20 protein-coding genes are annotated in these 19,212 nt (G+C 65.4%); 9 read left to right on the top strand and 11 right to left on the bottom strand.

Annotated features, from left to right (window positions below):
• The first annotated feature begins 6 nt into the window (after positions 1–6).
• Positions 7–393: a hypothetical protein gene (locus ACEN9O_RS01765; RefSeq protein ID WP_495615947.1), complete on the top strand. Its 387-nt coding sequence runs from the start codon at positions 7–9 to the stop codon at positions 391–393.
• A gap of 9 nt (positions 394–402) precedes the next feature.
• Here ACEN9O_RS01765 and ACEN9O_RS01760 read toward each other — a convergent pair whose 3' ends face one another.
• On the bottom strand, positions 403–1,899 hold the full coding sequence (locus tag ACEN9O_RS01760; protein WP_495615946.1) for a CYTH and CHAD domain-containing protein: 1,497 nt from the start codon (positions 1,897–1,899) through the stop codon (positions 403–405).
• 41 nt (positions 1,900–1,940) lie between these two features.
• Positions 1,941–2,879 carry a tRNA glutamyl-Q(34) synthetase GluQRS gene (gene gluQRS / locus ACEN9O_RS01755; RefSeq protein WP_495615945.1) on the bottom strand — a complete coding sequence of 313 codons (939 nt, stop codon included), beginning with the start codon at positions 2,877–2,879 and terminating at the stop codon, positions 1,941–1,943.
• Positions 2,880–2,965: 86 nt separating this feature from the next.
• Here gluQRS and ACEN9O_RS01750 point away from each other — a divergent pair, with 86 nt between their 5' ends.
• Positions 2,966–4,594 (top strand): M28 family peptidase, encoded by a 1,629-nt coding sequence (locus ACEN9O_RS01750; RefSeq protein WP_495615944.1) that lies wholly within the window; start codon positions 2,966–2,968, stop codon positions 4,592–4,594.
• 202 nt (positions 4,595–4,796) lie between these two features.
• Positions 4,797–5,333 (top strand): hypothetical protein, encoded by a 537-nt coding sequence (locus tag ACEN9O_RS01745; protein WP_495615943.1) that lies wholly within the window; start codon positions 4,797–4,799, stop codon positions 5,331–5,333.
• On the opposite strand, the gene ACEN9O_RS01740 is transcribed toward ACEN9O_RS01745, so the two are convergent.
• Genes ACEN9O_RS01740 through ACEN9O_RS01715 form a run of 6 tightly spaced genes read right to left on the bottom strand, consistent with a single transcriptional unit; the run spans position 5,327 to position 11,118 of the window.
• Positions 5,327–6,040 carry a cyclic di-GMP-binding domain-containing protein, MshE-related gene (locus tag ACEN9O_RS01740; RefSeq protein WP_495615942.1) on the bottom strand — a complete coding sequence of 238 codons (714 nt, stop codon included), beginning with the start codon at positions 6,038–6,040 and terminating at the stop codon, positions 5,327–5,329. The genes ACEN9O_RS01745 and ACEN9O_RS01740 overlap by 7 nt on opposite strands.
• A gap of 21 nt (positions 6,041–6,061) precedes the next feature.
• The gene (locus ACEN9O_RS01735) at positions 6,062–7,063 is read right to left on the bottom strand and encodes an AraC family transcriptional regulator (RefSeq protein WP_495615941.1); all 1,002 of its coding nucleotides are present in this window, start codon (positions 7,061–7,063) and stop codon (positions 6,062–6,064) included.
• Positions 7,060–7,617 carry a DUF2059 domain-containing protein gene (locus ACEN9O_RS01730; protein ID WP_495615940.1) on the bottom strand — a complete coding sequence of 186 codons (558 nt, stop codon included), beginning with the start codon at positions 7,615–7,617 and terminating at the stop codon, positions 7,060–7,062. Before ACEN9O_RS01730 ends, ACEN9O_RS01735 begins: the two co-directional genes overlap by 4 nt.
• 19 nt (positions 7,618–7,636) lie before the next feature.
• Positions 7,637–9,265 carry an OmpP1/FadL family transporter gene (locus ACEN9O_RS01725; RefSeq protein WP_495615939.1) on the bottom strand — a complete coding sequence of 543 codons (1,629 nt, stop codon included), beginning with the start codon at positions 9,263–9,265 and terminating at the stop codon, positions 7,637–7,639.
• A 14-nt stretch (positions 9,266–9,279) separates the two neighbouring features.
• Positions 9,280–10,314 (bottom strand): transporter, encoded by a 1,035-nt coding sequence (locus ACEN9O_RS01720; protein WP_495615938.1) that lies wholly within the window; start codon positions 10,312–10,314, stop codon positions 9,280–9,282.
• A 36-nt stretch (positions 10,315–10,350) separates the two neighbouring features.
• A complete protein-coding gene (locus tag ACEN9O_RS01715; protein ID WP_495615937.1) occupies positions 10,351–11,118 on the bottom strand; it encodes a C39 family peptidase in 768 nt (255 codons plus the stop codon).
• Positions 11,119–11,700: 582 nt separating this feature from the next.
• Between ACEN9O_RS01715 and ACEN9O_RS01710 the strand changes: the two genes are divergently transcribed.
• From ACEN9O_RS01710 to ACEN9O_RS01690, 5 genes are all read left to right on the top strand, one after another.
• Positions 11,701–12,210, top strand: coding sequence for a DUF6160 family protein (locus tag ACEN9O_RS01710; protein ID WP_495615936.1), 510 nt, complete (start codon positions 11,701–11,703; stop codon positions 12,208–12,210).
• 153 nt (positions 12,211–12,363) lie between these two features.
• On the top strand, positions 12,364–12,873 hold the full coding sequence (locus ACEN9O_RS01705; protein ID WP_495615935.1) for a DUF6160 family protein: 510 nt from the start codon (positions 12,364–12,366) through the stop codon (positions 12,871–12,873).
• A 46-nt stretch (positions 12,874–12,919) separates the two neighbouring features.
• Positions 12,920–13,714 (top strand): hypothetical protein, encoded by a 795-nt coding sequence (locus ACEN9O_RS01700; RefSeq protein ID WP_495615934.1) that lies wholly within the window; start codon positions 12,920–12,922, stop codon positions 13,712–13,714.
• Complete coding sequence (locus ACEN9O_RS01695) at positions 13,714–14,577, top strand: DUF6160 family protein (RefSeq protein WP_495615933.1); 864 nt, start codon at positions 13,714–13,716, stop codon at positions 14,575–14,577. The genes ACEN9O_RS01700 and ACEN9O_RS01695 overlap by 1 nt, the downstream gene beginning before the upstream one ends.
• On the top strand, positions 14,577–15,041 hold the full coding sequence (locus ACEN9O_RS01690) for a DUF6160 family protein (RefSeq protein WP_495615932.1): 465 nt from the start codon (positions 14,577–14,579) through the stop codon (positions 15,039–15,041). Before ACEN9O_RS01695 ends, ACEN9O_RS01690 begins: the two co-directional genes overlap by 1 nt.
• A 94-nt stretch (positions 15,042–15,135) precedes the next feature.
• Here the strand turns inward: ACEN9O_RS01690 and ACEN9O_RS01685 are convergent, their stop codons facing one another.
• Positions 15,136–16,275, bottom strand: coding sequence for an MFS transporter (locus tag ACEN9O_RS01685; protein WP_495618412.1), 1,140 nt, complete (start codon positions 16,273–16,275; stop codon positions 15,136–15,138).
• A gap of 111 nt (positions 16,276–16,386) precedes the next feature.
• On the bottom strand, positions 16,387–17,385 hold the full coding sequence (locus ACEN9O_RS01680; RefSeq protein WP_495615931.1) for an LLM class flavin-dependent oxidoreductase: 999 nt from the start codon (positions 17,383–17,385) through the stop codon (positions 16,387–16,389).
• A gap of 355 nt (positions 17,386–17,740) precedes the next feature.
• Here ACEN9O_RS01680 and ACEN9O_RS01675 point away from each other — a divergent pair, with 355 nt between their 5' ends.
• Complete coding sequence (locus tag ACEN9O_RS01675; RefSeq protein WP_495615930.1) at positions 17,741–18,652, top strand: TraB/GumN family protein; 912 nt, start codon at positions 17,741–17,743, stop codon at positions 18,650–18,652.
• On the opposite strand, the gene ACEN9O_RS01670 is transcribed toward ACEN9O_RS01675, so the two are convergent.
• Positions 18,649–19,188 (bottom strand): hypothetical protein, encoded by a 540-nt coding sequence (locus ACEN9O_RS01670; protein WP_495615929.1) that lies wholly within the window; start codon positions 19,186–19,188, stop codon positions 18,649–18,651. The two genes, ACEN9O_RS01675 and ACEN9O_RS01670, sit on opposite strands and share 4 nt — an antisense overlap.
• Positions 19,189–19,212: the final 24 nt, after the last annotated feature.

Below are 19,212 nucleotides of genomic sequence, written 5' to 3'. Positions count from 1 at the left end.
TAATCGATGTTGCGTCAAATTGCCACTACCTTGATGTTGAGCGCGCCGTTGTTGGCCAACGCGGTCACCGTGCCGTCGGACCTGATGCGGCCGGTGCCGGAGGAAGCCGCGCGCGGCTATGCCGTCAACTGGTTGCTGAAGATCGCGCTGGAGTCGGATCAGCTGACCGATATCGAGCCGTGCCGCAAGATACTGGCCGAGCGCGGTTTTTATCCCTTGCTGTCCAAGACGGCCAGTTCCGCCATGCCGCAGCTGCATTTCAAGATCGCCGGCACCAAGCAGTATGAGCAGGCCGATGCGGACGCCGATGCGGCCTTGGCCGCCATCGAGCATGCCGCGTGTCCCGGCATGCTGACCTGGACGGTGGAATCCAGGCACCGTCTGCCGCGTTAAGCCGGGCCGCTACGGCAGCCGCAAGGCGTGCAGGTCGGTGCAGATCGTCGTCAGGTCGGCCGGCTGCGCGGCGTGCAGCGCTTGCAGGTAGCCGCGCGCGAACTGGATGGTTGCGGTGGCCGCATCGTGCTGCTGGCCCAGTTCCCGCAGCAGCCGGTCGGCAACCACCAGGTCGTTGTGCCGTCCCAGTTCCTCCTGTGTGCCGGACAGGGTTTTGAGATAGGTGCGCTGCGCCTTGCCGCTGTGCAGGGACTGAAAGAACTCCAGCGCGTAACGGGCCCGCTTGGCGGCGATGCGGGTGCGGTGGATGGTGTCCGGGGCGCCGTCGTCCATGCGTTTCGAGCGTTTCAGCAGCTTCTTGTGCAGCCGCTTCATGGTGCGGTTGGCGAAGTCGGCCGCCGGTTCGTCCATGCCCTCCGCTGGCAGCTGCATCCATAATCCCATCGCCAGCAGCAGACGCGTGTAGCGTTGCGAGAGCAGGGCTTGCGCTGCTTCGCCCCGCTTGGCCTGGGCGGTCTTGAGCGCCAGCGCCTGCAGGTCCAGCACGCTGTTGCGGCCGCCGGGATTGCCCTGGATATGGGTCAGCGTGGATGCCAGCAGCACATCCCAATCGCGCGCCGCGCCCAGCTCCGTGCCCAGCCAGCCTATGTCATCCTGCAACGCGGGCGGGCAGGGCGCGGCCGCGTCGAACAGCTTCAGCGCCGAGCGCAGGCGGCGCACGCCCACGCGCATCTGGTGCAGCGTTTCCGCGTCGTCGCCTTCGATGACGGCGTTTTCGTTGCGCTGGATGTGTTGCAGGCAGTTGTTGAGGATGGCCAGCCGCGCCTCGGCGGCGGTGGCGTCCGGCTCCAGGTCCAGGCTTTGCGCGCGCTGCGGCACGGTGCCGGTCTGGCGGCACAGCATGTAGCCGCGCTCGGCCTTGTTGGTGTTGCTGAGGCGCATAGGGATCTGCTCCTGCAGCTGCAGCGCGAAGGCGAACAGGCTGGCCGGGTCGCCGTCCTTCAGTTCCAGTTCGATTTCGTTGACGGGCACCTGCTGGCCGTGGCGCTCGATGTGGCCGTGGTCGAGCACCAGCTCGATGTGGTTGCCGTCGACGTCCAGGTCCCAGCTGTGGCGTTGCACCGCCACCAGGAACAGCGGCTCCAGCCGGGCTTTCAGGTCGTCGGCGGCCAGCACGTCCAGCCACTGCTGCTGGTCGCCGATCAGCTTGCGCAGCTTGCCCAGGCGCGGCCACGGGCGGTCGACCGGGCCTTCCCATTCGTTGCGCTGGTGCAGGCCGCTTTGCACGCTGCCGCCGGCCTTCATGGTTTGCATCCAGGTGCCGTCGATCTTGCGCACGCGCAGGCCGGCGCCGTGGCGCAGCAGGTGCAGGTCCGGCGTGTCGAAGTAGCGGGCCGACAGTTGCCGGGCGCGCACCGGCGCGCGCGCGTGGGCGGCGATCAGCGGGTGCTGGAGCAGCTTGTCGTTGTCGGCCGGCGAGAGCAGTAGTTTGAGTTCGACTTCCATTGCTTCAGTGTAGAGGAAAAGCCGGCGCGCGCAGCGCACGCCTATGCCGCTGTTGATGGATATCGAGTCTGGCGTGGATTCGGCAGATTCCGCAGAACTTGCGCCCATGCGGGCACGGCGGCGCGCCAGAAGGCGGCTATGTCGTCGGCCTGCAGGTCCATGCCGAGGAAGCGGGCGGCAGGCAGCATGGCGTCCTGCAACAGCTGTTGCGGCGCGGCGCCGTTGTCGAAGGCCGTGGCGCCGGTTTGCTTGGACAGTTTCTCGCCCAGCTCGTTGGTCACCACCGGCACGTGCAGATAGCTCGGGCGCGGCAGGCCCAGCACCTGTTGCAGATAGAGCTGGCGCGGCGTCGAGTCCAGCAGGTCGGCGCCGCGCACGATGTCGGTGATGCCCTGGGCGCCGTCGTCCACCACCACGGCCAGCTGGTAGGCCCAGAAGCCGTCGGCGCGCTTGATGACGAAGTCGCCGACGTCGTCGGTCAGGTCCTGGCTGACGGGTCCGGCCCAGCGGTCGTCGAAGTGCAGCACGCAGTGCGGCGATTGCGGCACCTTCAGGCGCAGCGCGCGGGCGCTCTTGCCGGCGGCCAGGCCGTGGCGGCAGGTGCCGGGGTAGATCAGCGCCTGCGCCTGGCGGCCGGTCAGGCTTAGTTGCGAATCGGCGATTTCCTTGCGCGAGCAGCCGCAGGGGTAGACCAGTTCGCCCAGCTGCCGCAAGGCTTGCTGGTACAGCCCGGTGCGGCGGCTTTGCCAGGTGACCTCGCCGTCCCAGTGCATGCCGCAGCGTTGCAGCGAGGCCAGGATGTGCTCATCGGCGCCGGCCACATTGCGGTCGCCGTCGACGTCTTCGATGCGCACCAGCCACTGGCCGTGGTGGGCTTTGGCGTCCAGGTAGCTGGCCATGGCGGCCACCAGCGAGCCGATATGCAGGGGGCCGGTGGGCGAGGGGGCGAAGCGGCCGAGGTAGGGAGTGCGGTCAGTCATGCCGCCATTTTAGCGTGGCTATCGCATACAATGTACGCGCGGCAAATTCAACGGACCGCGACCACCTTTTACGTCTCCAGGAAATCATGCAAAAAATGACCCCCTCCTATATTGCTTCCGCCGTGGCCATCAGCCTGGCGCTGGCATTCCCCGCCCACGCCGACAGCGCCAAAAACGCTGTGGTGAAGGAAGCTCCGCTGCGCGCCCACCTGGCCTTCCTTGCCAGCGACGTGCTGGAAGGCCGCGGCACCGGCCAGCGCGGCGCCGACCTGACCGTTGCTTATCTTGAAACGCAAGCGCTGGCGCTGGGCCTGAAGCCGGGCAATGGCGGCAGCTATCGCCAGTCGGTGCAGATCGCCGGCGTCAAGACGCAGCCGGCCGAGAGCACGCTGAAGCTGGAAGCGGGCGGCCAGACACTGCCGATCAGCTTTGGCAAGGACTGGGTGTTCGCGCCCGGCGATGCGACCACGTCGCACAACTTCAATGCGGACCTGGTGTTCGTCGGCTACGGCATCACCGCGCCGGACGAACAGTGGAACGATTACAAGGGCGTGGACTTGAAGGGCAAGATCCTGGTCATGATGGTCAACGACCCGCAGCCGACCGCCGAGCAGCCCAACCGCTTCAACGGCAAGGGTCTGACCTACTACGGCCGCTGGACCTACAAGTTTGAAGAAGCCAAGCGCCAGGGCGCGGCCGGCGTGCTGCTGATCCACACCACGCCGACAGCGTCGTACGGCTGGAGCGTAATCCAGAACAGCTGGTCGGGCGTGGAGCGCTTCCAGCTGGCTGCGGGCACGCTGGGCACGCAGCTGCAAGGCTGGATGACCGACGACACCGCCCGCGCGCTGTTCAAGGCGGCCGGTCAGGATATCGACGCGCTGCGCGCCGCGGCGGAACGCAAGGACTTCAAGCCGGTCCCGCTGGCCGCCAAGCTGAACGGCGAAATGAAGGCGGCCGTGCGCAAGGTCGAGCAGTTCAACGTGGCGGCCGTGGTGCCGGGCACCGATCCCAAGCTGAAGGATGAAGTGGTGATTTACAGCGCGCACTGGGATCACCTGGGCAAGCAGGGCGACACTGGAGATACTATCTTCAACGGCGCGGTCGACAATGCATCCGGCTCGGCGGCCTTGCTGGCGATGGCGCAGGAGGCGGTGCGCGCACCGGCCAAGCGCAGCCAGATGTTCCTGTGGGTGGCAGCTGAAGAGCAGGGCCTGCTGGGCAGCGCGGCCTATGCGGCAGCGCCACTGTGGCCGCTGGCGAAGACCGCCGCCAACCTCAACCTGGACAGCCTGAATTTCGTCGGCACCACGCGCGACATCGGCACGCAGGGCAGCGAGCGCACCGAGCTGGGCAAGCTGGCCGAGACGGCGGCCAAGGCCATGGGCATGCACATCGCCGAAGCGGAGCCGGATCTGTCGGGCGGCTACTTCCGCAGCGACCACTTCAACTTCGCCAAGAACGGCGTGCCGGCGTTCTCGATCGAATCGGGCCGCGAGTACGTCAAGGATCCGGTGGGTTCGAAAGCCAAGGCCGATGCGTACGAGCAGCGCTACCATCAGGTAAGCGACGAGTACGACGCGAGCTGGGACTTGTCGGGCATGGTGCAGACGGCGCAATACACGCTGAACCTGGGCCGCCTGATCGCCAACGGCGCCAAGCTGCCCGAATGGAAAGCCGGCGACGCCTTCGCCAAGCCGCGCAACGCCAAGTAATCCAACCCGGGGTCAAGTCTGACAATCGGACACGAGCTATGCCGTAGCGGCCGCCACGGCGCAGCTCGTGTCCGATTGTCAGACTTGACCCCACCGTCCTGGCGTCGATGCGACGGTGAATTTTTTATTACGAGATGGTAATTTTTTATTGCTGATTTTTCATGTCATGATGCTATCTTTGATTTCCTGGGATGCCGTGTTCATGAAGCGATTTTGTTTGATGCTGTGCCTGGCGTTGGCGGGGTGCGGCGGACCGGAGGTGATTGTGTCGCGAGGCGCGGGAGCGCAGCAGGCGATCGAGAAAAAATCGCTGGCGATTGTTTTTAACGGCAGTACCGCCACCGGCTGGACCAAGCACCAACGCGGCACCGGTCTGGAGAAGCCGTCGATCACCGACGAGGAAAAGCAGGCCACCGCGGTGCGCTGCAAGGACCTTGGCACCAGCATGGTCAGGAACCTGCGGCCGATGACACAGCCGCAGCTGGCGCCCTACCTGGCCGCCACCGACAAGGAATTCCGCAACGCGCTGACGGTGGAAATCAACCGCATCTCCGCCGACACCGACGGCTCCGCCGATATCGTCGTCACCCTTTACTACGGCGCGCGCGGCAATGAAAAGCCGGACTGGTCGCGCATCGTCCACATCCAGGCCAGCCGCTTCAGCACCGGCGAATCCGTCAGCCGCGAACTGGCCGACGCCATGCTGGCCCAGCTGAAGGCCAGCGCCCTGATTCAGTGATGGAAGGCCATCGTGATCGAGGTGCCCGTCAAGTCGATGCCCTTGATCGAGATGCTGCCGAAGCTGGCGCCCTCGGTGCCCTTGACGCGGATGTTGTTGAAGTTGATCTCGCCGATCGACGACGGCAGGTTCAACGTCAGTGAGCCGTCCTTGTTGATGGTGGCGGTGGCCTTGTTGGGATCGTAGACCACGTTCTTCATGCTGGTGTCGGCCTCCAGGAAACCCAGCACCGGGTTGAGCAGCTTGGCCATGTCGCCCACCACTTCCAGCCCGTTGTTCTTGGTCTGCTTGACCGCCTGCACCAGCTCGTCGCTGAGGCCCTGGGCCGAGGTGTCGCCCAGCTCCTCTTCGCTCAAGGCCTGCAGGCCCGGGCGTTCGTTGATCTGCAGGCCGCGCTGGTCCTTGCTCAGCACCACCGGCGTGCCCACCGCCAGCGACGGCAGCGCCTGCGCGGCATAGGTCTCCATCGGCGCCAGCAGCGAGGTGGCGATGGCCGCCGCCATCCGCAGGCGGCGCTGTTTGCGCAGCGCTTCTTCGATGTGCTGCTGCGTGATCAGGTTCAGCTCGGCGAAGATGTCACCGAGCCGCTGGCCGGTCGTGCGTTGCAGCTCGATCGCGCTGGCCAGCTGTTCTTCAGTAATCAGCTTCTGCTTGACCAGCAGCTGACCCAGCATCGACTTGCTTTGATTATTCGACAACCATCCCATAGCCCCGTCTCCTTGTTGTTGTTATGCCGATTTGCGCGGCGTGGTGGCGTGCATCGACTCGGGCTCGGGGCCCGGCTGATGCGCCATGTGCACGATGTCCGAGGGCGCCATGCCGAACCAGCGCTTGCAGGCCCGGTAGAACGCGCTCGGTTCTGAAAAACCCAGCTGGAAGCTGAGCATCTTCAGCGACAGCTCGCCGCAGCTGAGCGACTGCCGCGCCAGCTCGCGCCGGGTGTCGTCGACCAGGTTGGTGAAGCTGGTGCCTTCCTCGGCCAGCCGGCGCTGCAGGGTGCGCTCGCTCATCATCAGCTGGGCGGCGACGTCGTCGCGGTGCGGCGGGCCCTTGGGCAGCAGGCTGGCCAGCAGGCCCTGCACCTTGGCGCTGAAGGTCGGCGGCTCGGCGCGCGCCAGCGTGGCCAGCACGCGCTCGCCGCTGCCCGGCACCAGCGGCGGATTGGCCGGCAGCGCCATCACCAGGTCGGTGTCGGAAAACTCCATGACGTTGTGCGGCATCGAGAACTTGACCGGGCAACCGAACGTCTCTTCATACACGTGGGCGTTGGCGGGCTCCGGGAAGGTGTACTCGACCACCACCGGGGCGATGTCGTCGCGGCCGGCCGCGCAGCGCAGCGAACGCAGCAGCACGCACCAGACGAAGTCGTAGCGCTGCTGCGGCACGTCGCGGCGCGCGCCCGGCAGCAGCAGGCCGACCCGGGTGTGGCCGTGGCAGCGCTCGATCGAGCTTTGCACGGTGGGCGACACCAGCATGATGTGGCCCATCACGCCCAGCCAGCCGAGCCGGTGCGGCGAGGAGATCTTCAGGCCGATCAGCGGATCGCCGGATTTTTCCACCACCAGTTCCCACAGGTGGCTTAGTTTGTCGGACAGCGTGAGGGCGTCGCAGGCGAGGCCGTCTCCTTCGTCCAGTCCGGCTTGCGCGAACAGCGCTTCCGCTTCCACGCCGGAATGGGACAGGCGCGATTTGACGCCGCGCACCAGATGCAGGGCGGAGGAGTAGGTCATGGCGTGACCGCGGTGCGCAGACGCAGGCCGATTTTTTCCTTCAGGCCTTGCAGTTTGGGGTCGATCACGGCGCGGGTGTCGGCGGCCACACCTTCGCCCAGGGTCTTCTGCAGTTCCGGCAGCATCGCCTCGAATTTCTTCTTGACCGGCGATTCGAGGATGGCGATCAGCTGCTTCAGTTCCTCCTCGGTGTAGCGTTCGGCCAGCAGCGGGGCGATGGTGGTCGGGATGAGCTTGTCGGCGCTGCCCCTGGTGATGGGCGTGGCGTCGGCCATGAACTGCTTGGCCTCGCCGACGATGTCGTTCATGGCGGCGTCGCGCTTGTCCGGCGCGGCGCGGCCCTGCAGCATGGCGCGCGCCTGCTGCACCGCGTCGGCCACCGGCGCCTGCAGCATCTGCTGGCCGATGTTGTCCGGGTTCCACAGCTTCAGCACCTTGTCGACCAGCGCCTGCTTGGCCGGCGGCACCGGGGCTGCATATGCGCCGGCGCAGGCGGAGACCAGCGCCAGCAGCGTCAGGCCGCGCTTGCAATGGGTAGTGATGGGTGTCGTCATAATGTGCTCCTCAAAAAAATCAGTAGCGCTTGTTGATCTCGAAGCCAACATAGCGCACGTGGATGTCGCCCTTGACGTTCTGGCCGGCATACGGGTTGTAGATGATGTTCAGGAAGTTGCTGCAGTTCAGGTTGCAGTCGGTGTTGGCCGGTACCTCAAACTTGCCGGTCATGTAGGAAGCGGTGAGGCTGACCTCCATGTTCTTGCTGACCTGGTAGCTCAGGCCGGTGCTCAGCAGCTTGGTGTTGGGCAGCGGCGCCAGCAGGTCGAGCTTGTTGTTCGGGATCGAGGTCTTGCGCGGCTCGTAGCCGAAGCGCAGCGCCAGCTTCTCCATCGGGAACAGCTGCAGGCCGTAGGACAGGTTGACCACGCTCTTGTAGCCGCGCGGGATGACCAGCTTGGTCGAATCCGGAATGCCGTACAGCCGCGCCACCTCCAGCAGCTTGACGCTCTGGTCGAACTGGAAGCGCAGCGCGTCCCACTCGCTCCAGCGGGCGTAGCTGGCGTCGACGTTGAGCTGGGCGTAGCGGATGGGCTTGAGCTTGATGCCCAGCTGCAGGTGCGAGGGGAAGGGAATGATGGCGCTCATATTGCCCTTCTGCGTGGCCGGGATCGAGGTCGGGAAGCCCAGCACGGCGCCGGCGATCGGCCCCAGCAGCGAGGCGTTCATGCCGCGCACGAAGTTGCGCAGCATCGGCTCGGTGTCGAAGCGGTAGCTGCCGGTGTAGTGGGTCTTGGAGCCGCCCTGGTAGACCGCGCCCAGGGCCAGCCACGGCCGCGGTTCCCACAGCACGCCGAGGTTGATGGTCGGGTCGAACGGGGCCGTCAGTTCCAGCCGCATGTTGGCGGCCTTCTTGAACGGGCTGACCATGCCGTCCTTGCCGCCGCCGCACACGCCAAAGCCCAGCACGTCGATGATGTTGCCGCCGTCCTCGGGGCACCAGCCCTTCTGCAGCTGGCCGAACACGCCCAGCAGCTCGTTGGGGAAGCGCATATTGGTGTCGACCACGAAGGCGGCGTGGGCGATCGGGATGGCGACGCCGAAGCGCAGCGTGTCCGAATACTTGTAGCCGACCGACGGCGACAGGTAGACCAGGCGCTGGATCTGCTCCTGCCGGCCCTGGTACTGGCCGGGGTCGTTGTTGTCGGTGGTGCGGTCCAGGCTCATCGCCTGCGCCATATAGCTGTCGGTGGCGAAGGTCCACGGCGAGCCGGCCGTGTTCCAGTACATGCCGATGCCGGGCACGGCCACCGCCGGCAGGCGCCAGCCGGGCATGCCGTAGCCGGGCACGTACATCACCTGGCGCACCGGGCCGGTGTGGGTGTTGGACAGCGGGTCGTCCTTCCAGCCGCCGATGTCGAAGTTCGGCCCCGGCGTGAAGCTGGCCGCGGTGCGGATCGAGGCCACGAAGTTGTGGATGCTCTCGCCGTCGCCGGTCAGCCGCGCCAGGCCGGCAGGGTTGAAGTGGATCGAGGCGACGCCGGGCGGGTCGGCCGTCACGGCATTGCCGAGCGACATGGCGACCACGCTGGTGGTCAGGTTCTCGGTCAGCGCAGCCTGCGCTGAAAGGGGGCACAGCGCCGCGCACAGCGCCGCGGCTGCGGCGATGGCGCGACGGGGCGCGGGGACTGGACTGAACGGGCTCATGAAAGGTTACGCCGTCAGAAGTTCAGCGGGATGTTCATGCCCACCGTCATGTTCGGCGAATCCGGCGTCAGGCCAATGCCGACCGAGACGTTGACCGTGGTCTTGGGCGAGATGCGGTAGCCCAGGCCCATGTTGAGGATGCTGGATGTCTGCATATGGGTCTTGGCCTCCAGGCCGTCGGCAAAGCGCAGCTTGGAGCCGGCCGAGATCGCCTCCTGGAAGGAGATCGTGGTGGAGATGCCGTACGACAGCGCGTACGCGAAGCCCATGCCGAAGCCGAGGGTGCCGCCCGGCTGCACGCGGGTCAGCACGCGGGTGCCGTTGACCTGCCACAGGTGCTTGGCCGGCAGGCTGGCGGTGTAGTTCAGCGAACCGAACAGCGCGACCGGGTCGACGATCTTGTTGACGTTGAGGCCGGCCGTGAAGGCGCCGACGCCGCTGCCGGTGGCCTCGCCGCTGCCGGCGATGATCTTGAACGGGCTGCGGCCGGTGGGCAGGCGCACATTGCTGGTCACGGTCAGGCCGGGGGTGTCGCGGCGCGCCTCGAACGGCTGCCAGCGCGCGCCCAGCAGCATGTCGCCCAGCGAGTTGGAGACGCCGTTGGAGAGGTTGTTGTCCGAGTAGCGCGAGATGAAGGGCAGGGTGACGTTGCCGGTGACGTTGTCGAGCAGGCCGTAGTCGGCCGAGAAGGTGTTGGTCACGCTGTGCGAGCTGGTGTTCTCGATGTTGAACAGGGTGGTGCTGCCGTTGGCCAGGTCGGTGACGATGCGCTCCTCGCCGACGTAGGCGTAGGTCAGGTCGTAGGTGACGGAGAGCTGGTTGCGGCGGATCATCGAGTACTGCTTGTCGACGGCGGTCAGGGTCTGCTTGAGCAGCGCGCTCTGGTCGCCTTCGCCTTCCTTCTTGGCCAGGGCATCGCGGGCGGCGTCGGCGCTGGCCGGGGCGGCGGCCGGGGTGGTGGCCGCTGGTGGGGTCTGTTGCGCCACGGCGGGCAGCGCCAGCAGGGTGGCGGCAATGGCTGCGGCGATCGGCAGGGTACGGAAAATCATCTTGGTCATCCTTGAAGAGTGAGGGCGCTGCTTGGGTTAATTGCGATGCATCCAGGTGCCGGCGGCGCCTGAGTTGACGGCGCGCAGCAACAGCTGGGCCGAGTTGGACAGGCCGTCCTGCCGGCCCTTGCCTGTGACGCGGTCCATGTCGGCCACGCCCAGTTCCTGATCGGTCAGCGCCAGCTGCGCCACCGGTTTTTGATCCTTGGCCGGCGAGATGATGAACAGGGTGTTCTTGTCCCACCAGCGTCCGAACTCCTCGACCGAGAACACGATGTTGCCGGCCGACGGGTCGGCGATGAAGACCACGCCGTCGCGGATGCCGCGCAGCACCACGAAGTGCTTGGAGCCGGCGTAGTCGATCGGCACGATGGCTGGCTCCTCGAGCGTCATCAAGTCCTTGATCTCGGCCTTGAAGCCGGCGCCGGACAGGCCCAGCGAGCCCACGTAGCGCTTCATGTCCAGCAGCGAGAAGCCGCGCCGCTCGATGATCTTTTCCTTCTCGCCCTTGTCCAGCATGCCTTCCATGGCCTGCTGCTCGTTGACCATCACGCCCAGGTGGTAGTTGAGGATGGTGACCAGCGCGGCCGAGCCGCAGCTGAAGTCGAAGGCCTGGCGCACGATGTGTTTGTACTTGAGCTCGGAGAACGGCTCCAGCTTCACCGATTGCACGTAGGCGCCGCCGCCCAGCATGGTCTGCGGCATCGCGTACTGGTCCTTGGGCAGGTCTTGCGGCTCGTGGCGGGACATGACACCGGCGCCGCCGATGACGGCGGCGATGACGGTCAGCAGGATCATCAGCATGGCGTCAGCCCTCGCGCGCAGCGCGCGCTACACGCGGGAGCGTACCCTTGCGCGCGCGACACAAATGCTGGCGGGACTGCCGGGAAAAACTGCGGGCGTAGGCTGCGCCCAGAGGCGTCGGGCGCCCCGCTGTTGGGTTCATCTTGTCTCCAGTGGTTATATTAGAACGGTCGTGCTTTATTAAGGCGACAACTCGTCTTTCTTTTCTAGTAATTAATTAACGCATGATTTGGCAAAACCGAGCATCTGTTTTTTTAGAGCTGTGACTCTAGATGATCCGGGCTGAACTTATGCTACCCGGCGTGGCGTTTGTCGCAACTTTTTGACAACAATCGTGCAACAACGACCACACGCCGCATCCTCACTCTGCATGGCTCCCAGGGCCAAGTCGTTGGCTTTGCAAGTCAGTGCGACATGCTGGACCGGCGTCGGGAGCGACTCATATGATGGAATCAATTAATAGTCAAATATTAAGATTTTCACGGCACCGAACAGTGCGCCGCAGCTCCTACCCGGAGCCTGGGGACGGCCTGCCGGACGTGAGCCCGGACAAAAATTTCAAACACAACTCGGAGATAAAAAATGCAAATCGTAAAAACCGCAATCGCAGCAGCCCTGGCAACCCTGGCTTTCTCGGCATCGGCCATGACCCCGATCCAGGACGCGGAACTGAGCACCGTCAGCGGCCAGGACGGCGTGTCGATCGCTGCCAATCTGAACATCAAGATTGACTCCTTCGTCTACACCGACACCGACGCGCTGGACGCCAACGGCATGGGTGGCGGTTCGGTCAGCTTCAACGGCATCAAAGTTAACGGCCTGATCGCCGCTAACATCGACATCCTGTCGAAAAACTCCTTCCTGGCAGCAGCTGGCGCCGCCGGCGTGACCAACCCAGGCACCTTCTACAACGCAGCCTCCGGCGGCGACGTGGTGCAGATCGCCATTCCGGCCAGCGTGGTTGCTGACGGCCACTACCTGAACGTGTCGGTTGACGCGATCAAGATGGGCAACAACGCAGCATCGTTCGGTTCGGTAGCGATGAACCAGATCGACATGCGCGGCACCACCGTCTGGATCTTCGCGCACTAATCCAGGCTTGTCCGCGCTGGCTCGCCGGGTCTGTAGCTTGGCCTGAAAAGTCAGCGCGGCATGCTAGACGCTTGCAACTGCGTAGCCCTAAGATGGTTACGCAGCATTGAAAAAAACACAAATACCCAGACCAAAACCTCACGGAGACAGCACATGCAATTCATCAAAACCGCAGCAGCAGCAGCCCTGGCAACCCTGGCCTTCTCGGCATCGGCCATGACCCCGATCCAGGATGCAGAACTGAGCACCGTCAGCGGCCAGGACGGCGTATCGATCGCTGCCAATCTGAACATCAAGATTGCATCCTTCACCTACACCGATACCGACGCGCTGGATGCGAACGGTATGGGTGGCGGTTCGGTCAGCTTCAACGGCATCAAAGTTAACGGCCTGATCGCCGCTAACATCGACATCCTGTCGAAAAACTCCTTCCTGGCAGCGGCTGGCGCCGCCGGTGTGACCAACCCAGGCACCTTCTACAACGCAGCCACCGGCGGCGACGTGGTGCAGATCGCCATCCCGGCCAGCGTGGTTGCTGACGGCCACTACCTGAACGTGTCGGTTGACTCGATCAAGATGGGCAACAACGCAGCATCGTTCGGTTCGGTCGCGATGAACCAGATCGACATGCGCGGCACCACCGTCTGGATCTTCGCTCACTAATCAGTCGAGCAACGGCGGCCGCGCCCGCGGCTGCCGTTCCCACATCATGAGCCCCCTCACTTTCCTGCGTTCGCTGTGGCTGTGCGCGGCTTTGGCCTGCTGCACGCTGACGGCCTCGGCCCAAATGCAAGCGCTGAGCGAAGAAGAATTGTCCAACACGCGCGGACAAGGTCTGGTCGCGCTGAGCAACACCAGCCTGGGCGGCTTCGATTTCAGCAAGGTCGCGCTGGACGCCGACATCACGCTGAGTGCCAACCTGCGCAATATGCGCCTGGGCGAATACACCTACGCCGCGCGCAACGGCACCGGCGCCGACCTCGACATCGGCCTGCTGCAGTTCGGCCGCAGCGACGGCACCGAGGCGCAGCGCCTGGTCCACATCAGCAATCCGTATTTCGAATTCGTGTACAAGAACGCGGCCGACGGCGCCTCGCGCGAGGCGGTCGGCATGCGCTTCGGCTTTGAAGGCATCAGCGGCGATATCGGCCTGAAGATCAACAGCCTGTCGGGCTCGATGAAGGTGAGCGGCCTGGCGGCCGACGGCAGCGCCGTGCTGCTCGATTCGCACACCGACACCCTGGGCGGCAAGCGCTGGGACGGCGCGTGCACCGCGCCCTGCCTGTCGCTGGCGCAGCTGGGCGGCGTGACGGCCGGCGACGCCGCCGGACCGAGCCGCGATTTCTGGATCTCCGTGCTGAAGACCGGCGTGCAGTTCCCCAGCGCCGCCGGGGTGCCGGCGTCCGACGCGGCGCAGGCCGGCATCTGGATGAACTGGCGCGACAAGCTGCAAGCGATCAACACCAGCGGCCTGGTGCCGCCGAATCTGCCGAAGGGCCGCTGATGATGGCCCGGCGCGCATCCTTGCTGGCCGTCTCGGCGATCGTGGCCGCCGTGTGCGCGCCGGCGCCAGCGATGGAGCCGCTGAACGACGCGGCGCTGTCGTCGGTGCGCGGGCGCGACGGCGTCAGCTTCGACCTGAACGGTTTCGCCATGAGCGGCGACGCGCGCGTCAGCTACACCACGCCGGTCGGCTCCAGCCTGTACGTGGAAAAATTCAGCGCCTCGCGCAGCGACAATCCGCTGCCGTTCTCCGATCCCTACAAGCTCGACATCGTGGCCGGCGCGCCCGGCCTGGCCGATGTGATCAATATCGCCTTCCCCTTGAACACCAATGCCGACCAGCGCTGGCAGGCCGCCTACGACTGGGGCGTGATGGCGGACGGCGTCACGCGCGAGCAGGGCAGCGTGGTGGTCAAGGACCTGGTGTTTTCCGGCGGCGGCCTGCAGTTCTCCACGCCGCAGGTCAACGACGGCGTGGCCTTCGGCGCCGCGCTGCGCATGGATATCGGCCAGCTGTCGTTCCAGCCGCGCGGCCGCACCGACGCCACCGAGGCCATGGTGCTGAGCGGCGTGCATGTCGGCGGCGTCGACGGCAACGGCGTGTTCAACAACACGCCGTGGATGCTGGCCAATGTGGCGTCGCAGCCGGCGGTGATCAATGCGCTGACCGACGAGACCGGGCCGCGCCTGCACATCGGCATCGACTGGCCGGATGCGCGCTACGGCAGCGGCGTGGCGCCGGCGGGCGGCATCGTGGTCGATAATATTTCCTTCGTCAGCCCGGGGCAGCCGACGGTGGACCTGGGTTCGTCGCGCATCGGCTCGATCCAGATCCAGTATCTCGACATAAAGTTCAAGCACTGATGGCGCGCGCACTGTCCCTGGCGCTGCTGTTGGCGGCCGGCGTGGCGCGGGCCGGGTCGCTGCAGGCGCTCGACGACAAGGAACTGTCGCAGGTCAGCGGGCAGGACGGCATCAGCTTCGCGGCGCATATTTCGCTCAACGATCCGACCCTGGTGGGCGCGGTCAGCGACAGCCGCTTGTCGCTGGGCTTCAATGGCGACGGGCAGAACCGCTACATCGTGTTCAAGAATGTGCGCGGCATGGTGGACATGTTCGCCGTCAGCCTGGGCGTGCAGACGCGGTCCGACGGCGGCGGCGACTACATCGCCATCGGCTTGCCAGGTTACGTACGCTACACCAACTTCGGCTTCGAATCGCTGAGCGTGCAGATGGATCCGAACGCGCCGGTCACCGGCAACCTGGGCAGCCTCAACATCAACGGCACGGTCTCGCTGCAGGGCCAGGTCCGCCTCTGGTCGCACTAACCGCTGGGGTCAAGTCTGACATTCGGACACGGCCTCTGCCGTAGCGGGCCGTTACGGCAGAGGCCGTGTCCGAATGTCAGACTTGACCCCAATGTTATTCGGTGGCGAAGATGCACAGGGCGGTGAGGGGGAAGGCGAGGCCGGCCCACAGTACGCCGGTCCAGCCGTGCGCGGCGAACATCCACCCACCCAGCGATGAGCCCAGCGCGCCTCCCATGAAGAACAAGGCCATGTAGAGTCCGTTCAGGCGGCTGCGGATGTCCGCCGGCAGCGCGAAGATGGCCCGCTGCCCCGTCACCAGGTTGGCCGAGACGCCCATGTCCAGCACGATCGAGGTCACTACCAGCACGCACAGGTCGACCACGCGGCCGGCGTGGATCAGCAGCGGCATGGCGAAGGCCAGCGCACCCAGCGTCAGGGCGATGGCGGTGGTGGAGCGGCTCTTGCCGTGGTCGGCGCGGCGGCCGGCGATCGGCGAGGCGATCGCGCCGGCCACGCCCACCAGCGCGAAAATGGCGACGCCGGTCTGGCTCAGCTCGAAGCGCGGGCCGGTCAGCTCCAGCGAGACGCAGGTCCAGAACAGGCTGAAGGCGCCGAACATGCACGCCTGGTAGGCGGCGCGGCGGCGCAGGATGGGCGTGGTCTTGAGCAGCTGCCACATCGAACCCAGCAATTCAAAGTAGTGCAGGCCCGATCCCGGATGGCGCTGCGGCAGCCGCGCGCGCAGCAGGAAGGCCAGCGCCGTGGTGCCGACCGCGGAGATGACGAAGATGGCGTGCCAGCTCAGCGCGTCCGCCACCAGGCTGGCGACCGGCCGCGCCAGCATGATGCCCATCAGCAGGCCGCTCATCACTTTGCCCACCGTCTGGCCGCGCTGTTCAGGCCGCGCCATGTGGGCGGCGAATGGCACCACGATCTGCGCCGCCACCGAACCCAGCCCGATGCAGAAGGCCGCCAGCAGGAACAGGGCCGCGCTGCTGGTGAACGAGGCCGCCAGCAGGGCCAGCGCCGTGGTCAGCAGGGCGATGAAGATCAGGCGGCGGTTTTCCAGCAGGTCGCCCAGCGGCACGATGAACAGCAGGCCGAGGCAGTAGCCGAGCTGCGTCAGCGTGACGATCAGGCCGGCGGCTCCAGGGTCGAGGCCGGTGGCGCGGCTGATCGGGCCGATCAGCGTTTGCGCGTAGTACAGGTTGGCGACGATGAGCCCGGTCGCGGTGGCGAACAGCCAGACCATGCCGGGGGAAATGTCTTGCTGGGCGTGGGACTGGCTCACGGGTGCTCCTTGAATTTGCAGGTCGCAATTTTAACGGCGATCGCAAAATACTGCTGAGCACGGGGCGTTTGCCTAGCGGCCGGGCTGCGGCCCCTGCCGGACTTCGGCCGTGATTTCGTAGGAGCGCAGGCGCTGCGCGTGGTCGAAGATCTGCGAGGTGATCATCAGCTCGTCGGCGCCGGTGCGGGCGATGAATGCCTGCAGCTGGCGGCGTACCGTGTCCGGCGCGCCGATGGCCGAGCAGGACAGCACCGAGTCAAGCAGCGCCCGTTCCTGCGGCCCCAGCGCTTGCAGATAGCCGGCCTGCGGCGGCGGCAGGCGCGCGGGACGGCCGCTGCGCAGGTTGACGAAGGCTTGCTGCATCGAGGTGGCGCGGTAGTGCGCTTCCTCGTCGGTGTCGGCGGCAAATACGTTGAAGCCGAGCATGACGTGCGGCTTGGACAACTGCGCCGACGGCTGGAAGTTGCTGCGGTAGATGGCGATCGCCTGCATCATCATCTGCGGCGCGAAATGCGAGGCGAAGGCGAACGGCAAGCCCATGTGCGCGGCCAGTTGCGCGCCGAAGGTGCTGGAACCCAAAATCCACAGCGGCACCTTGGCGCCTTTGCCGGGCACGGCCAGCACGCGCTGGCGCGGCGTGTCGGACAGATAATCTTGCAGCTCCAGCACGTCTTGCGGGAAGGCGTCGGCGTCGCTGTCCAGGTTGCGGCGCAGGGCGCGCGCGGTGGTCTGGTCGGAGCCGGGCGCGCGGCCCAGGCCGAGGTCGATACGGCCGGGGAACAGCGCCTCCAGCGTGCCGAACTGCTCGGCGATCACCAGCGGCGCGTGGTTGGGCAGCATGATGCCGCCGGCGCCGACGCGGATGGTCGAGGTGCCGCCGGCCACGTGGGCGATGACCACGGCGGTGGCGGCGCTGGCGATGCCGGGCATGCCATGGTGTTCGGCCAGCCAGTAGCGCTGATAGCCCCAGCGCTCGCCGTGCTGCGCCAGGTCCAGGGTGTTGCGGAACGATGCGGAAGGATGGCTGCCTTCGGCGATCGGGGAAAGGTCGAGGATGGAAAATGGAATCATGGGTGCTTATCTCCGGCCGCTGTGGCCTTAATCAATGAAGTCCATGGAAAGAGTGTGGATATTATCTTTGCATAGGAATCAACAAGCATACACAATATGGCGGCGACGCGCTGGCGGCCGTCCATAAAATAAGGCGTAATAAAGAGATAATATCTAATCATTTAAACAGCATTTTTATTAAATGCTTGGCATTTAGTGTGTTTATTTCGCTGAAGTTTAGCTGCAAGTTTTAAAAAAATATTTCCTCGCGCATGGTCCTGATTTACCATTGGAAACAGTAAGGCGCATCGCATTACTAATCCCTTGTTCCGCTTTCAATCGTTCGATGGCATTCCCTGCTATCGCGGGGAAACTCATGCCGAAAAAAATTGTTATTCTATTTACGATGCTGCTGGCCTGCTGCCAGTCGCTGTTTGCCGCCGGGCTGACCGAGCCGGCTTCGGCCGTGCACCGCGGCCAGCTGTACCGGGTCACGCATGACGGCAAGACCAGTTATCTGTTCGGCACCATTCATGTCGGCAAGGATGGCTTGTACCCGCTGGACCCGGTGGTGTCGCGCGCGCTGCTCGATTCCAAGGCGCTGGTGATCGAGCTGGATATCCGCCAGGATGGGCCGTTCCAGCTGGCGCTGGCACGCCATGGCCGCTACCCGGACGGCGACAGCCTGCAGCAGCATTTGTCGCCGGCCACGCTGCAGCTGACCGTGCAGGCGCTGGCGCGGGCCGGCCTGTCGCTGCAATCGGTGCAGCAGTACAAGCCCTGGCTGATCGCCAATCTGCTGATCGGCGCGGAGATGGAGGTACACGGCTTCCAGCGCAGCCAGGCGGTGGAATACGCGCTGCTGGCGGCGGCCAAGAGCCAGGACAAGACGGTGCGCGAGCTGGAAAGCGCCGAGTATCAGCTGAGCCTGTTCGATACGCTGGACGAGCGCCAGCAGGAGCAGTATCTGCTGGAGAACCTGGCCGACCTGGCCGACGGCGCCTCGCTGAAGAAGTCCACCGCGCTGATCGACGCCTGGAGCGCCGCCGACGTGCCCGGCATCCGCGCGGCGTGGCAGTCCGCCACCAGCGGCGACACGATCTCCGCCGGCTTCATGAATCGCGTATTGCTGGGCAAGCGCAATCCCGAAATGGCCAGCAATATCGAGCGCATCATGCAGCAGGACCAGGTGGCCTTTGTCGGCGTCGGCCTGCTGCACCTGGTGGGCGACGATGGCTTGCCGCAGCTGCTCAGGAACCGAGGCTACCAGGTCGAGCAGCTGTATTAGTAGCTGGTCAATACGCCGTTGTTGTAGCGTACGCGGTCGCCGATCTTGTAGCTGGGCATGGAGTCGACCACCACCATCTGGCTGCTGCCATCGTCCATGTGCACGGTGACCCGGTAGACCTTGTCGGTCGGCAAGCCAACGCTGCCGCCGGCCGCCGCCGCGCCTGCCGCGCCGACGCCCACATCCTGGCGCTGCATCTGGTCGATGGCCTGCACCACGCCGTAGGAGGTCTGGGCGCTGGGGCTGCTGCTGGCCATGCCACTGGTGCCGCTGCTCGTGGTGCTGCCGCTGTTGCTCATGGTGCTGCTGCCGCTGTTCATGGTGCTGCCGCTGCTGCTCATGGTGCCGGTGGTGCTGCTCTGGTTGGTGCTGCCGCTCTGGCTGGTGCTGCTGGCGCTGGGACTGTTGCCGTCGCTCGGATAGCCGCTGGTGCTGCTGGTGCTGCTGCTCGCGCCGGGCTCGCTACTGCGTTCCGAGGCACAAGCTGCCAGCGTCAGAATAACTAGCGCAATGGTAGCGTTTCTGGTCATATTCATTTCATTCTCCCCATAGTCGATTAA

The organism is Duganella sp. Dugasp78 (assembly GCF_059491455.1).
The sequence above is the reverse complement of the archived record's forward strand: the minus strand, read 5'-3'. Positions and strand labels throughout refer to the sequence as shown.

Bases quoted from the DNA above. Each gene is read 5' to 3' on its own strand.
- ACEN9O_RS01760 (WP_495615946.1), bottom strand. From the start codon at position 1,899: ATGGAAGTCGAACTCAAACTACTGCTCTCGCCGGCCGACAACGACAAG.
- ACEN9O_RS01710 (WP_495615936.1), top strand. From the start codon at position 11,701: ATGCAAATCGTAAAAACCGCAATCGCAGCAGCCCTGGCAACCCTGGCT.
- ACEN9O_RS01705 (WP_495615935.1), top strand. From the start codon at position 12,364: ATGCAATTCATCAAAACCGCAGCAGCAGCAGCCCTGGCAACCCTGGCC.
- ACEN9O_RS01675 (WP_495615930.1), top strand. From the start codon at position 17,741: ATGCCGAAAAAAATTGTTATTCTATTTACGATGCTGCTGGCCTGCTGC.
- ACEN9O_RS01730 (WP_495615940.1), bottom strand. From the start codon at position 7,617: ATGACGACACCCATCACTACCCATTGCAAGCGCGGCCTGACGCTGCTG.
- gluQRS (WP_495615945.1), bottom strand. From the start codon at position 2,879: ATGACTGACCGCACTCCCTACCTCGGCCGCTTCGCCCCCTCGCCCACC.
- ACEN9O_RS01685 (WP_495618412.1), bottom strand. From the start codon at position 16,275: ATGGTCTGGCTGTTCGCCACCGCGACCGGGCTCATCGTCGCCAACCTG.
- ACEN9O_RS01695 (WP_495615933.1), top strand. From the start codon at position 13,714: ATGATGGCCCGGCGCGCATCCTTGCTGGCCGTCTCGGCGATCGTGGCC.
- ACEN9O_RS01765 (WP_495615947.1), top strand. From the start codon at position 7: ATGTTGCGTCAAATTGCCACTACCTTGATGTTGAGCGCGCCGTTGTTG.
- ACEN9O_RS01715 (WP_495615937.1), bottom strand. From the start codon at position 11,118: ATGCTGATGATCCTGCTGACCGTCATCGCCGCCGTCATCGGCGGCGCC.
- ACEN9O_RS01670 (WP_495615929.1), bottom strand. From the start codon at position 19,188: ATGAATATGACCAGAAACGCTACCATTGCGCTAGTTATTCTGACGCTG.
- ACEN9O_RS01700 (WP_495615934.1), top strand. From the start codon at position 12,920: ATGAGCCCCCTCACTTTCCTGCGTTCGCTGTGGCTGTGCGCGGCTTTG.
- ACEN9O_RS01725 (WP_495615939.1), bottom strand. From the start codon at position 9,265: ATGAGCCCGTTCAGTCCAGTCCCCGCGCCCCGTCGCGCCATCGCCGCA.
- ACEN9O_RS01745 (WP_495615943.1), top strand. From the start codon at position 4,797: ATGAAGCGATTTTGTTTGATGCTGTGCCTGGCGTTGGCGGGGTGCGGC.
- ACEN9O_RS01680 (WP_495615931.1), bottom strand. From the start codon at position 17,385: ATGATTCCATTTTCCATCCTCGACCTTTCCCCGATCGCCGAAGGCAGC.
- ACEN9O_RS01750 (WP_495615944.1), top strand. From the start codon at position 2,966: ATGCAAAAAATGACCCCCTCCTATATTGCTTCCGCCGTGGCCATCAGC.
- ACEN9O_RS01720 (WP_495615938.1), bottom strand. From the start codon at position 10,314: ATGATTTTCCGTACCCTGCCGATCGCCGCAGCCATTGCCGCCACCCTG.
- ACEN9O_RS01690 (WP_495615932.1), top strand. From the start codon at position 14,577: ATGGCGCGCGCACTGTCCCTGGCGCTGCTGTTGGCGGCCGGCGTGGCG.
- ACEN9O_RS01740 (WP_495615942.1), bottom strand. From the start codon at position 6,040: ATGGGATGGTTGTCGAATAATCAAAGCAAGTCGATGCTGGGTCAGCTG.
- ACEN9O_RS01735 (WP_495615941.1), bottom strand. From the start codon at position 7,063: ATGACCTACTCCTCCGCCCTGCATCTGGTGCGCGGCGTCAAATCGCGC.